Genomic DNA, 12,889 nt, shown 5'->3' with positions numbered 1-12,889 from the left:
ACCTCCGTTTCGGGTGCGCTAGTCTCGCGTGCCGGTTCAGGCGGCGAGCGTCGCGCGGTCGAAATAGAGCTGGGCGAGCGCCGTGAAGCGCACGCCCGAAAGCACGGCGCGCTGTGCGATCAACTGGTCGTAGAAGTATGGGATGATCACGGGCGTCTCGTCGAGCAGCAGCGTCTGGATCTGCCTCGCCACCTGCTTCTGGGCCGCCACGTCGAGCGTCGCCGCGAACTGCGCGACCAGCTTGTCGTACTGCGCGTTGCGAAAGTGCGCAGCATTCCACGTGCCGCCCGAGGTGAGCGGCGCGTTGAGAAACACGTTCGGCACGCCGCGGTGCCCATAGTCGGTCATGCCGAGCGGCGAGTCGAGCCAGTCCGATTTGCCGAACGTGCCCGCGCCGTAGTACTGCGACTGGCTTTCCACCTTGAGCGCGATGCGAATGCCGACCGCCTTCGCCGCGTTCTGCACGACCACGGCAAGGTCCGGTATCTCCATGTACTTCTCGGTGGTGAGCGTCACGTCGAAGCCGTTGGCGACGCCCGCCTGCGCGAGCAACTGGCGTGCCTTCGCGACATCGATCTTGCGCTGGGGCACGTCGTTCGCCGTGGAAGGGAAGATGGGCGCGAACGGACTGTCGTTGCCCACCACGGCGCGGCCCTTGAACAGCCCGCGCACGAGCACGTCGCGATCGAGCGCAAGCGCGAGCGCCTGGCGTACGCGCTTGTCCTTGAACGTGGGCGAGTCGTTGCGCATGTGGATCTGGCGGTGCGCGCTAGAGCGCACGCCGATCACCTTGAAGTCGGGATTGTTCAGGATGCCGATGCCGCCCTGCACGGTGAAGGTGCCCATCACGTCGGCCTGGTGGCCTTGCAGCGCGAGCAACTGCGCCTGCTCGTCGGCGTAGAAGGCGAACTCCACGCGCGCGGGCAGCGCCTTGTTGCCCCAGTAGTCGGGATTGCGCACGAAGCTCACGCCTCGGCGCGCTTCGAATTTGTCGAGCTTGAACGGCCCGGTGCCGATAAAGCTCTTTTCGTAATTGCCCGCATAGTTGGCGGGCAGCATCACGGCGTTGTAGTTGTCCGAGGAAACGTAGTAGGCGAAGTTGCCGTTGGGCGCGTCGAGGTGGAACTCGACCGTGTGATCGTCGATGGCCTTCGTGCCGCCTTTGGAGAGCACGCCCTTGAGCACCGAGAGCGCCGCCGAGCCGGTTGCGGGGTCGGCGAGGCGATCGAAGGTCGCCACCACGTCCTTCGCGCCGAACGGCTGGCCGTCGTGGAATTTCACGTTGGGGCGCAGTTTGAACGTCCAGACGTCCGCTTTGGCGTTGGCTTGCCACGAGAGCGCGAGGGCGGGTTGCAGATGGCTTTGCGCGTCGTCGTTGGCGAGGAATTCGCCGGTCTGGTTCAAGAGACACAGCGCGCCCGCATCGGTCACGGTGAGCGGATCGACGGCGCCCGCGGGCATCAGGTGCGCCACACGGATCGTCTGGTCGCCGGGCTTCCCCGCGCCCTGGGCGTGCGCGCCGCGCGGCACGATGAGTCCCGCAAACGCAGGCAGGGCCGTGAGGCCGACCGCGCTGGCATAGCGCAGCAGCTCGCGGCGCGTGAGGCGGCCGGCAGCGAATTCGTCGAGTGCGTGGTTGCCGTGATCGCCAGCCTGAGGGCGCAGCGCTTCGAGGCGGGACGGGTTGAACGCGTCATGCGGACGGCGGGACTGCGGTCGTTTCATCGGTGCGGGTTTCCGTGCGTTTTCCGTTCAGGGGACGCGCGAGGCCCGGGGGCTTGCGCGACGGCGGCATGCGGTACGGCAGACGACGAATGGGTGCAGCAAAGTGAAACGATTGACGGAGCTATCGAATACTACGGGAGCGCGATAGCTGGGCCTAGTTTACGCGCTTTCGGCAAACGAGGCGAAGGGTAGGGTTTCGCGGGGTTGCGCGCGCGTGGCGCGCCGTGCAGTCGTGAGAGTGCTTTAGCGGGCCGCGGCGGGCCGGCGCCAGCGATGGAACAGCACCGAGCCGATCCAGCAGGCGATGAATGCCGCGACGATGCCGTAGCCCAACTCGCCGAAGCGCTCGTTCAGGCCGGCGATGAGGGTCCACACGCCGCCGCTCGCGCCGAGCTTGTCGCCGAGAAGCCCGAGCGCTTCCACGCCGCCGATCGAGATCGCCACGAGCGCCGAGACGAACGTGATGCTCGCGTTGTAGTAGAGCTTGCGTCTGGGATCGTCCATCGCCCAGCCGTAGGCATGGACCATCAACACGTTGTCGGTGGAATCGACGAGCGTCATGCCCGCCGTGAAGAGCGCGGGGAACACGAGAATCGAATACATCGGCAGGCCCTTGCCCGCTTCGGCGGCCGCGATGGCGAGCAGGCCGATTTCGGTGGCCGTGTCGAAGCCGAGGCCGAACAGCACGCCTACGGGGTACAGGTCCCAGCTTTTCGTGACGAGCGCAAAGAGCGGCCTCAGCGCGCGCGAGAAGAGGCCGGCGGGCGCGGGCGTGTCGGCGGCGAGCGCTGCGTCGTCGCCTTGCTGCGCGCGGCGGTAACGCATCCATACGTCGCGCAGGATCACGAGGTTCACGCCCGCGAGCACGAGCAGGAACGTCGACGAAACGAGCGTGCCGACGGTCGAGCCGATCTCGTGGAACTGCTCGAAGCGGCCATGCAGCGAGAGCGCCGCGAGCGCGATGCCGAGCGTGGCGACGATCACGACCGTCGAATGGCCGAGCGAGAACGCGAGGCCCACGCCGAGCGGGCGCTGGCCCTGCTGCATGAGCTTGCGCGTGACGGCGTCGATGGCGGCGATATGGTCGGCGTCCACCGCGTGGCGCAGGCCGAAGCCGTAGGCGAGCGCCGCCGTGCCGAGCAGCAGCGGATAGTGGCGAAACGCGATCAGCGCCCACGCCCACGCGCCGAGATTGGCGGCGATGAGCGCGGCATAGAGCGCGATCAGGCGGGCGCGGAGCGAGGCGGCGGGCGTCGTCATTGCGTCATTGCATCGTGGCAGGCGGTATGGGCTGCCGGGCGCTCAATGGTCGTGCGGATGACGGTGGATGGGATCGACCCAGTACACGGTTTCCGGCGCTTCGACGGCGTCGATGTTCAGGTTCACCACGACGGCCTCGTTGTCGCTGCGCACGAGCACGCATTCGAGCGGATCGTCGGTGCTCGCGTTGATCTCCTGGTGCGGTACGTAGGGCGGCACGAAGATGAAGTCGCCCGGGCCTGCCTCGGCCGTGAACTCCAGATGCTCGCCCCAGCGCATGCGCGCGTGACCGCGCACGACGTAGATCACGCTTTCCAGCGCGCCGTGATGATGTGCGCCGGTCTTTGCGTTCGGATGGATCGTCACCGTGCCCGCCCAGATCTTCTGCGCGCCGACGCGCGCCGCGTTGATCGCGGCCGCACGGTTCATGCCGGGCGTTTGCGCCGTGTTCGTGTCGAGCTGATCGCCGCGTATCACCTTGACGCCGTTTTCGCGCCAGTCAATGGGGGCGTCGTCGCGGGGGTGTTCATGAGGATGCTCATGGTCGTGTTCGTGACTCATCGTCGTGTCTCCTTGACTGTGGGCGTCGCAGCGTTATCGCCGCATTGTGGCATGGTCAAAATTGCGCCGCGCGCATGCAAAAAAGCCCGTCCGCAAGGGGACGGGCTTTCGTGTGCACGGCAACGCCTGCACGTCGCCTGACTTACGCCTTCTTCGCGTTGATGACCGCTTCGGCCACGTTCTGCGGCGTTTCTGCGTAGTGCTTGAACTCCATCGTGTAGGTGGCGCGGCCTTGCGTGAGCGAGCGCAGCGACGTGGAGTAGCCGAACATCTCCGAGAGCGGCACTTCGGCGCGCACGATCTTGCCGCCGCCGCCCGCGATGTCCTCCATGCCCTGTACGATGCCCCGACGGCTCGACAGATCGCCCATCACGTTGCCCATGAAGTCCTCGGGCGTCTCCACTTCCACGGCCATCATCGGCTCGAGCAGGATCGGCTTGGCTTTGCGCATCGCTTCCTTGAAGGCCATCGAACCGGCCATGCGGAAGGCGTTTTCGTTCGAGTCCACGTCGTGGTACGAGCCGAACGTGAGCGTGACCTTCGTGTCGACCACCGGGTAGCCCGCGAGCACGCCTGCCTTGAGCGTTTCCTGAATGCCCTTGTCGACAGCCGGGATGAACTCGCGCGGGATCACACCGCCCTTGATGGCGTCGACGAACTCGTAGCCCTTGCCCGGCGTCTGCGGTTCGAGCGTGATGACGGCATGGCCATACTGGCCGCGCCCGCCCGACTGTTTGACGAACTTGCCTTCGATGTCCTCGACCTTGTTCTTCACGGTCTCGCGATACGCGACCTGCGGCTTGCCGACGGTCGCCTCCACGCCGAACTCGCGCTTCATGCGGTCGACGAGAATTTCGAGGTGCAGCTCGCCCATGCCCGAGATGATGGTCTGGCCGGACTCTTCATCGGTCTGCACGCGGAACGACGGGTCTTCCTGCGCGAGGCGATTGAGCGCGATGCCCATCTTCTCCTGGTCGGCCTTGGTCTTCGGCTCGACGGCCTGCGAGATCACGGGCTCGGGGAAGATCATTCTTTCGAGCACGATGGCATGCGCCGGATCGCAGAGCGTGTCGCCCGTTGTCGCTTCCTTCAGGCCCACCGCGGCCGCGATGTCGCCCGCGCGCACTTCCTTGATTTCCTTGCGCTCGTTCGCGTGCATCTGCAGGATACGGCCCAGGCGCTCCTTCTTGTCCTTGGTCGCGTTGAGCACCGTGTCGCCCGAATTCACCACGCCCGAATAGACGCGGAAGAAGATCAACTGGCCGACGAACGGGTCGGTCATGATCTTGAAGGCGAGCGCGGAGAACGGCTCGTCGTCGCTCGGGTGGCGCTCGATTTCCTTGTCGTGGAGGTCGTGGCCGAGAATCGCGGGCACGTCCACCGGCGAGGGCAGATAGTCGATCACGGCGTCGAGCATGGCCTGCACGCCCTTGTTCTTGAACGCGCTGCCGCAGAGCATCGGCACGATCTCGTTGGCGATCGTGCGCTTGCGCAGGCCGCCCTTGATTTCGTCTTCGGTCAGGCTTTCGTGATCGTGAAGATACTTCTCGAGCAGCGTTTCGTCGGCTTCGGCGGCGGCTTCGATCATTTTCCCGCGCCACTCGTGCGCGAGCTCGACGAGATTCGCGGGGATGTCCTCGTACTCGAACTTCACGCCCTGGCTCTCGTCGTCCCAGACGATCGCCTTCATCTTCACGAGATCGACCACGCCCTGGAAGTGATCTTCTGCGCCCACCGGAATCTGGATAGGCACGGCCACGCCCTTCAGACGCTCGCCGATCTGCCGCTGCACGCGGAAGAAGTCCGCGCCCACGCGGTCCATCTTGTTGACGAACGCGATGCGCGGCACCTTGTACTTGTTCGCCTGACGCCACACGGTTTCCGACTGCGGCTGCACGCCGCCCACGGAGTCGTACACCATGCACGCGCCATCGAGCACGCGCATGGAGCGCTCGACTTCGATCGTGAAGTCCACGTGCCCCGGGGTGTCGATGATGTTGATGCGGTGTTCGGGGTAATTGCCGGCCATGCCCTTCCAGAACGCAGTGGTCGCGGCCGAGGTGATCGTGATGCCGCGTTCCTGTTCCTGCTCCATCCAGTCCATGGTCGCCGCGCCGTCGTGAACCTCGCCGAGCTTGTGATTCACGCCGGTATAGAAAAGGATGCGCTCGGTCGTCGTGGTTTTGCCGGCGTCGATGTGAGCGCTGATCCCGATGTTGCGATAGCGCTCGATGGGGGTCTTGCGAGGCACGGTGATCTCCTTGGAATGACGCGCCATGGAAGCTGCCGGGCGGCACGCGGCGCGGCCAGCGCGCAGCCCGATGCGCCGCAGGCGCGCGCCTTGGTGGCACGCGCCATGCGGGGGTTTATAGGATAGCGCTTGCGCGCCGGTTTTGCAGGGCGTATGCCGCGGCGCGGGAAGCGGCGACGGCGCCGCGCAGCGCCGTCAGGCGGTGCGCCGGCGGCCAGGCGGGCGCAAAAAAAGCCGGCGCCGCGTGCGTGCGGGGCCGGCTTGCGCTGTTCGCGCAGCGCGCGAATGGGGCGCGCTGGGTTAACGCGCGCTTATTGCAGCGGCGGCAGTCCCTGAATCACCATGCCGGGCTTGATGCCCTTCGCCGTGAACCAGCCCTTGGGCATTTCGAGCGCGAAGGTGCCGTTGTTGCGCGGGCAGTGGTTGTTGGTCGTTTCGGCCTGCATCTCGTCGATGTCGGTGATCGTGCCGTCGGCGCGAATGAACGCGATCGACAGCGGGATCAGCGTGTTCTTCATCCAGAAGCAGTGCACGGCGTTTTCGCCGAACACGAACAGCATGCCTTCATTGGGCCCGAGCTGCGAACGGTACATGAGGCCTTGTTCACGGTCCGCGTCGTTGGCGGCCACTGCTGCGTCGATCACGAACATGCCTGCCGTGAGCTTGACGCGCGGAAATTCGCCCGGCTGTTTGGCGCCCGGCGGCATCTGCTGCGCCTGGGCGATGCTCGACGTGGCCGTCGCGGTGAACGTGAGCGCCGCGAAAGCGGCCAATGGCAATGCGACGAGAAGCGCGCAGCGCACGAAGAACGAGCGCAGGGAAAATCGCACGAGAGACTCCTTGCTGTAGGGTAATCCGCGCATGTTACGCGACCAGGTCAGAACGGGTCAAAATGCGCGGCGCGGTTCACGTCATCGACGTGACGCGGCGAGCGTGCGTGTCAAGAAAATGGCTAAAAATCAGGCAGCCAAACAAAAAGGCAGAACGCCTTGCGGCGCTCTGCCTTTCGTCGCGCTGAAGAGCGGCAACGCGTGCCGCTTCTTCATGCGTCTTACAACAAGCTTACTCCGAAGCTGCCGAAGCGGCTTCAGCCTTCGCTGCCTTCTTGTGCGACGACTTCTTGTGTGCCTTCTTGTGCGTCGACTTGTGAGCAGCCGAAGCAGCAGCAGCCGGAGCAGCCGAAGCAGCTTCCGGAGCCGAAGCTTGTGCGAATGCAGCCGATGCGAAGAGACCAGCGACCAGAGCAGCGATCAGTTTGTTCATGTTGTGAATCCTCAAGCTTGAGTTGATTAACCAAGTGACCCGGTTTTTGGAGTCAGGTCGGTAAACGTGCCATCCACCTTTCGGTTGACAGTCGCTTTCAACAAATTCACGTAAATTTGATTTCTGCGTCTGCCAGCGGTCGGGACCGTACATTGCTGCGAGGACCCTGAAGGCTGAATGCCGGATAGCTTCTGGCGGCATCTGCGTCGAATAACGCATGGTCTCGCGAGACGGTTGACGCAAACTTTTCATTTGCTTCGTAACGAGACGCAACAGAAAGGCGAGGGACGTGCCGCGCGATTCGAAAAAAATCGATCAGCACGCGAAAAGTGCTTGCGCAACAATCACTTGTGTTTGTGAGACGTGGTTTGCCAGGGGGCATGGGTGGGCACGTCGATGCTTTCGCCGGGCGCAAGACCAAGCGAAAAAATATCGAGCGCGCCGATCGCGACGCGTACGAGCCGCAACGTTGGATAGCCCACTGCCGCGGTCATGCGTCGCACCTGGCGGTTCTTGCCTTCGCTGATCGCAAGCTCGACCCACGTGGTGGGGATTGACGCGCGATAACGAATCGGCGGATTACGCGGCCACAAATTTTCGGGCTCAACAATGATTCTTGTTCGACACGGCTGCGTCACGAAGTCACCGAGATCGACGCCGCGTTCGAGCGCGGCAAGCGCACCCGCATCGGGTTCACCTTCCACTTGCGCCCAATAGCGCTTCACGAGCTTGCGTTTCGGTTCGGCAATGCGCGCCTGCAAGGCGCCGTCGTCGGTGAGGAGCAGGAGACCTTCGCTATCGGAGTCGAGACGGCCCGCGGGATAGACGCCCGGCACCTTCACCCAGTCCGCGAGAGACTGACGGGTTTCGTGCGGCGAAAACTGGCAGATCGTGCCGAACGGTTTATTGAGGGCGATCAAACGCATGACAGGGCGACGGGTACGAATGGATGACTTGGCCAGCGCCGAGATCTTAATGCATATTGTGTTTCACCGATTTTTTGCATCTTATATAAGACATAAGACAGGAGCGAACCGGATCACTCCATAGCGCTACGGCGACCCATGTGAGGACGTCGCGCGCGCGGCGCGGACGTATTCGCCATGTGGCGCTGCAGCACCGCAAGTAGCTTGCCCTGTGCCGGCGTTCGTGTGAAGGGCGCGGCACGCACGCGCGAGGCGTGGGCTAGAATAGCCGCCAGACCCTCACGCCGACGGGCGTTCGCGCCGCCAGGCAAGCCGCCCGGTATGCCGCTACTCCGCTACGTTGCGCGCCGTGCGTCGCGTGTCTCTGGACAGTCTTGCTGCGAATATCGACCGCGCCGGTTGTCGCGAAGCCGTAACGGCGAGATGCTTTTCTCGCCGGGCGAGAAGGCTTCGCCGCCGCCGCGAGGCGCCGAGCGCCGCGTCACACCCGCTACAACAGCCTTGCCCTTACTGGAGTCGATCATGCCGTATCAGCACATCGTGGTTCCGACCGGCGGTGAAAAGATCACCGTCAATCCGGACTTTTCGCTCAACGTCTCAGACCAGCCGATCATCCCGTACATCGAAGGCGATGGCACGGGCGTGGACATTACGCCAGTCATGCTGAAGGTGGTCGATGCGGCAGTCGAAAAGGCCTATGGCGGCAAGCGCAAGATTCACTGGATGGAAATCTACGCGGGCGAGAAGGCAACCCGGGTCTACGGTCCCGACGTGTGGCTGCCCGAAGAAACGCTCGACGTCGTGAAGGAATACGTAGTGTCGATCAAGGGGCCGCTGACGACGCCGGTTGGCGGCGGCATCCGGTCGCTCAACGTCGCGCTACGCCAGCAGCTCGATCTGTACGTGTGCCTGCGCCCCGTGCAGTACTTCAAGGGCGTGCCCTCGCCGGTGCGCGCGCCGGAGAAGGTCAACATGGTCATTTTCCGCGAGAACTCTGAAGACATCTATGCGGGCATCGAATGGCCCGCGGAGTCCGAAGGCGCGAAGAAGCTCATCAAGTTCTTGCGCGAAGAGATGGGCGTGGCGAAGATCCGCTTCCCGGACAGTTCTGGCGTCGGCGTCAAGCCGGTCTCGCGCGAGGGCACGGAGCGTCTCGTGCGCAAGGCGATCCAGTATGCGATCGACAACGAGCGCCGCTCGGTCACGCTCGTGCACAAGGGCAACATCATGAAGTACACCGAAGGCGCGTTCCGCGACTACGGTTATGCGCTCGCGCAGAAGGAGTTCGCAGCGGAACTGATAGACGGCGGCCCGTGGATGAAGATCAAGAATCCGAAGACGGGCGGCGACATCGTGATCAAGGACGTGATCGCCGATGCCTTTCTGCAGCAGATCCTGCTGCGCCCGGCCGAATACGACGTGATCGCCACGCTGAACCTGAACGGGGATTACATTTCCGACGCGTTGGCGGCACAGGTGGGCGGCATCGGTATCGCACCGGGCGCGAATCTTTCGGACTCCGTGGCAATGTTCGAGGCGACTCATGGCACGGCCCCCAAGTATGCGGGCAAGGACTATGTGAATCCGGGCTCCGAAATTCTTTCGGCGGAAATGATGCTGCGCCATCTCGGCTGGTTCGAAGCGGCGAACCTCATCATTGCCTCGATGGAGAAGTCGATTCTGCAGAAGCGTGTGACCTATGATTTCGCGCGTTTGATGGAAGGGGCGACTCAGGTGTCGTGCTCGGGCTTCGGGCAGGTGATGATCGAGAATATGTAGGCGCAAGACGACTCATCGCTGTCCCAGTAGAAAAAACCGGCAGACCGAAAGATCTGCCGGTTTTTTTATCCGGCTCCCCGCAAATCCGCCATGAATGGATGGGCTAACCAACTTCGCTCACCCCGTGCGCTATCATGACGGCGGTCAATCGAGTTCATCCGCGGTTTCGTTCAACGTGCCAGTCGTCTATCGCTTCCTTCTCGTCTGCCTGCTCGCGCTGCTTTCCATGCGCGGCGCGATGGCGTGCGAGCACGCGCAGCACGATGCACTCACCGCGCACGCTGCACGCACGCCGCACGTTGTCGTCAGCGATCGTTGCGCCGGGACGAGCACGCGCGGTCACGGCTCGCATTCTGGTTGCGGCGCGAGTTGCTGCGTCGCGGGCTGCTGCGCGCATTGCAGCGTGCCTTGCGCCGTGAGCGCATTCGACGCTCAAAGCGGTGTTCGTTCCGCGCTTATCGTGCTTCCCGCAGCTTTGCGCGCCGGCATTACGCACGCGCCTCCTTTACCTCCTCCAATCGCCTGAGCCGGGCCGCTCGCTCCGGGCGAGTTACGTCGCTCGTACTTTGCGCGAGCGAAACGAATCCCGCGCGCACGGCGTGCGTGCTATTGCGCGCCGCGTGCCCAGGCATGAACGAGGTATGAGGATTTCATCGATGAAACGAAGAGCATTTCTATCCGGCGCGTTGAGCGCCGCCACCGCGACCCTGTTCGCGCGCCATGCATTCGCGCAAGGTGCGGGTGATGCGATGCACGCCATGCACGGCATGACGGACATGCCGTCGATGTCGGGCGGGATGATGCAGGCGCAAGGCTCGCTCGCGCCTGCCGATGCATTGCCCGCCGGCGCGCCGCTTGCCGCGCTGCGCACGCTCGCCAACGAGAGCCGCGAGCCGGGCCAGTTTCGCGCGCCGCTTGTCGCGCGGCCCGCTGCGCGTGCGCTGTTGCCTGGAAAGCCGCAAACCGTCTTCTGGCAATACGATGCGCTCGCAGCGACCGAAAACGACGGCCCGGTCATCGGTCCATTGATCGACGTACGCGAGGGCGACACCGTCGAAATCACCTTCGTGAACCGGCTGCCCCAGCCTTCGACGATCCACTGGCACGGCCTGCCCGTGCCACCCGACCAGGACGGCAATCCGTCGAAACCCGTCGCGCCGGGCGAGCAGCATGTTTATCGCTTCACGCTGCCGCGGGGGAGCGCGGGCACCTACTGGTATCACCCGCATCCGCACATGCTGAGTTCGGAGCAGGTGTTCCGCGGACTGGCGGGGCCTTTCGTCGTGCGCGCCGCCGACGATCCACTCGCGGCTTGGCCCGAGCGGCATCTGTTCGTGTCCGACCTGAAGCTCGCGGCAGACGGCACCATTCCCGCGAACGGCATGATGGACTGGATGAACGGCCGCGAAGGTCAGTACGTGCTCGTGAACGGCGCGCGGCAGCCCCACATCGAGGTCGCGCGCGACGAGCGCTGGCGCGTCTGGAATGGCTGTAACGCGCGCTATCTGCAACTCGCCTTCGACGACGGCCGCGCCTTTACGCAGGTGGGGACCGACGGCGGGCTGCTGGGCGCGCCGCGCGAGGGCGTCACCTCGCTCTTGCTCGCGCCGGGCGAACGCGCGGAGCTGATCGTGCGCGTGGGGCAGGGCGCCTCGCGTGCGTCGCTGATTGCCGCGCAATACGACCGCCACAAGATGGCGATGACGCACGGCAGCTTGCCTGCGGGGCCATCGCTGATCCTGGCGAACGTTGGCTTCGCACCGGCAAGCGCGACACAATCGGCACTGCCGGCGCGCCTGCGCGAGATTGCGCCGCTCGTTTCTTCAGGTCCGCTAACGGTTCCGCAAAAAAGCGTGCTGTTCAGCGAGGCCATGGACATGAAAGCGATGCACGCACCGGGCGCGTCCACGCAGCCCATGCCGCGCGGCATGCAGTTCATGGTGAACGGGGCGGTCTTCGATCCGGCGCGCGTGACGCTGGCGAGCCGGCGCGGCGAAGTCGAGCACTGGACGATAGCAAACGGCACGGACATGGATCATCCGTTTCATCTGCACGGTACGCAATTTCAGGTGCTGGCGCGCGAGCTCGGCGGTGTGCGCAAGGAGGAGGAACTGCTGGCATGGCGCGACACGGTGAACGTGCGGCCCGGCGACACGGTGCACATCGCAACCGTCCAGCACGAGGCGGGCGACCGCATGTTTCATTGCCACATCCTCGAGCACGAGGATCTCGGCATGATGGGCACGTTGCGCGTGAGCTAGCACGCGAACGTTAAAAAACCATGACACCAAAAAGAAACCCGGCCGAAGCCGGGTTTCCAAGGTACGGGTACCGAACAGATCAGGCTGCTGCCTGAATGTTCGATGCCTGTTTACCCTTCGGGCCTTGCACGACCTCGAAGCTCACCTTCTGACCTTCTTTGAGGGTCTTGAAGCCATTCATTTGAATAGCCGAAAAGTGAGCGAACAGGTCCTCGCCGCCTTCATCCGGCGTAATGAACCCGAAACCCTTCGCGTCGTTGAACCACTTGACCGTACCGGTTGCCATACCAACTTCCCCTGTAACTCATGTCCCTACCACGAGCAGTTCGAAAAGCTAAACGATCGCGGTGCGATCGCCCCCTCCTCACAAGCTCACCAACGGCATTTTTTCGAATTTAAGGCGGTTGAAAAAAGTGCCAGCTTGATTGTTGAGGGTCTTTATTCTGCTGTCAAGAATATTTTGAGACGCCCTTTGACGCGTTGTAAAGAGCGCATTTCCAGGGTTTTTCCTGCTTTTCGCCGACGCTGAGCACCGGTGCATAGAGCAGATGCAGGTGAGCGTCTTGAAAAACCGCGCAGGTGACGCATATGCGATGCACCGCACCATGGAATCTGACACCGAGCGTGCGTGCGCCTACAGTCGCTTCCCACGGCAACGTCAAGGTTGTGCGATACTCAATTCAACGGTGGCGTGAAAGCTGCTGAGAGCAGGATTGTGTACCGGCCCCGCAGCCGGTCCAAGGGATCGGGGCCGGGCCAGGGCGCATGAATTGCTTGCAGCGGGTCGCAGGTCGGGAGCGCCGGGTTCACCGGCCGGCCGGTCAGGTTACGGCAGGATTGCGGGCCTGTCCGAGTTGTTTAGA

At 63.8% G+C, this 12,889-nt stretch carries 11 protein-coding genes; 2 read left to right on the top strand and 9 right to left on the bottom strand.

Annotated features, from left to right (window positions below):
* Window positions 1-36 precede the first annotated feature (36 nt).
* The 7 genes from M3A49_RS23015 to M3A49_RS22985 all read right to left on the bottom strand — a co-directional run bounded on the left by M3A49_RS23015 (window position 37) and on the right by M3A49_RS22985 (window position 7,986).
* Complete coding sequence (locus M3A49_RS23015) at window positions 37-1,725, bottom strand: ABC transporter substrate-binding protein (protein ID WP_266231168.1); 1,689 nt, start codon at window positions 1,723-1,725, stop codon at window positions 37-39.
* 243 nt (window positions 1,726-1,968) lie between these two features.
* Window positions 1,969-2,985, bottom strand: coding sequence for a HoxN/HupN/NixA family nickel/cobalt transporter (locus M3A49_RS23010; protein WP_266231167.1), 1,017 nt, complete (start codon window positions 2,983-2,985; stop codon window positions 1,969-1,971).
* 42 nt (window positions 2,986-3,027) lie between these two features.
* Entirely contained in the window at window positions 3,028-3,546 is a 519-nt protein-coding gene (locus M3A49_RS23005; RefSeq protein ID WP_254352106.1) for a cupin domain-containing protein, read from the bottom strand.
* 142 nt (window positions 3,547-3,688) lie between these two features.
* Window positions 3,689-5,797: an elongation factor G gene (fusA, locus tag M3A49_RS23000; protein WP_323183243.1), complete on the bottom strand. Its 2,109-nt coding sequence runs from the start codon at window positions 5,795-5,797 to the stop codon at window positions 3,689-3,691.
* A 311-nt stretch (window positions 5,798-6,108) separates the two neighbouring features.
* Window positions 6,109-6,627: a DUF192 domain-containing protein gene (locus M3A49_RS22995; RefSeq protein ID WP_266231165.1), complete on the bottom strand. Its 519-nt coding sequence runs from the start codon at window positions 6,625-6,627 to the stop codon at window positions 6,109-6,111.
* 232 nt (window positions 6,628-6,859) lie between these two features.
* Entirely contained in the window at window positions 6,860-7,060 is a 201-nt protein-coding gene (locus M3A49_RS22990) for a hypothetical protein (RefSeq protein ID WP_028205281.1), read from the bottom strand.
* A 344-nt stretch (window positions 7,061-7,404) separates the two neighbouring features.
* Window positions 7,405-7,986 (bottom strand): pseudouridine synthase, encoded by a 582-nt coding sequence (locus M3A49_RS22985; RefSeq protein ID WP_266231164.1) that lies wholly within the window; start codon window positions 7,984-7,986, stop codon window positions 7,405-7,407.
* 522 nt (window positions 7,987-8,508) lie between these two features.
* On the opposite strand from M3A49_RS22985, the gene icd reads away from it, so the two are divergent.
* Window positions 8,509-9,765 (top strand): NADP-dependent isocitrate dehydrogenase, encoded by a 1,257-nt coding sequence (icd, locus tag M3A49_RS22980; RefSeq protein WP_266231163.1) that lies wholly within the window; start codon window positions 8,509-8,511, stop codon window positions 9,763-9,765.
* A 154-nt stretch (window positions 9,766-9,919) separates the two neighbouring features.
* Here the strand turns inward: icd and M3A49_RS22975 are convergent, their stop codons facing one another.
* Window positions 9,920-10,117: a hypothetical protein gene (locus tag M3A49_RS22975; RefSeq protein WP_266231162.1), complete on the bottom strand. Its 198-nt coding sequence runs from the start codon at window positions 10,115-10,117 to the stop codon at window positions 9,920-9,922.
* Between the two features lie 304 nt (window positions 10,118-10,421).
* Here M3A49_RS22975 and M3A49_RS22970 point away from each other — a divergent pair, with 304 nt between their 5' ends.
* Window positions 10,422-12,026: a multicopper oxidase family protein gene (locus M3A49_RS22970; protein ID WP_266231161.1), complete on the top strand. Its 1,605-nt coding sequence runs from the start codon at window positions 10,422-10,424 to the stop codon at window positions 12,024-12,026.
* 79 nt (window positions 12,027-12,105) lie between these two features.
* Here M3A49_RS22970 and cspD read toward each other — a convergent pair whose 3' ends face one another.
* Entirely contained in the window at window positions 12,106-12,312 is a 207-nt protein-coding gene (gene cspD / locus M3A49_RS22965) for a cold shock domain-containing protein CspD (RefSeq protein WP_017776809.1), read from the bottom strand.
* Between the last annotated feature and the right edge of the window lie 577 nt (window positions 12,313-12,889).

Source organism: Paraburkholderia sp. CNPSo 3076, assembly GCF_026343935.1.
Lineage (GTDB): Bacteria > Pseudomonadota > Gammaproteobacteria > Burkholderiales > Burkholderiaceae > Paraburkholderia > Paraburkholderia nodosa.
This window is presented reverse-complemented; position numbering and strand designations above follow the sequence as displayed.

Bases quoted from the DNA above. Each gene is read 5' to 3' on its own strand.
- cspD (WP_017776809.1), bottom strand. From the start codon at position 12,312: ATGGCAACCGGTACGGTCAAGTGGTTCAACGACGCGAAGGGTTTCGGG.
- M3A49_RS22970 (WP_266231161.1), top strand. From the start codon at position 10,422: ATGAAACGAAGAGCATTTCTATCCGGCGCGTTGAGCGCCGCCACCGCG.
- M3A49_RS23005 (WP_254352106.1), bottom strand. From the start codon at position 3,546: ATGAGTCACGAACACGACCATGAGCATCCTCATGAACACCCCCGCGAC.
- M3A49_RS23015 (WP_266231168.1), bottom strand. From the start codon at position 1,725: ATGAAACGACCGCAGTCCCGCCGTCCGCATGACGCGTTCAACCCGTCC.
- icd (WP_266231163.1), top strand. From the start codon at position 8,509: ATGCCGTATCAGCACATCGTGGTTCCGACCGGCGGTGAAAAGATCACC.
- M3A49_RS23010 (WP_266231167.1), bottom strand. From the start codon at position 2,985: ATGACGACGCCCGCCGCCTCGCTCCGCGCCCGCCTGATCGCGCTCTAT.
- M3A49_RS22990 (WP_028205281.1), bottom strand. From the start codon at position 7,060: ATGAACAAACTGATCGCTGCTCTGGTCGCTGGTCTCTTCGCATCGGCT.
- M3A49_RS22985 (WP_266231164.1), bottom strand. From the start codon at position 7,986: ATGCGTTTGATCGCCCTCAATAAACCGTTCGGCACGATCTGCCAGTTT.
- M3A49_RS22975 (WP_266231162.1), bottom strand. From the start codon at position 10,117: ATGCGAGCCGTGACCGCGCGTGCTCGTCCCGGCGCAACGATCGCTGAC.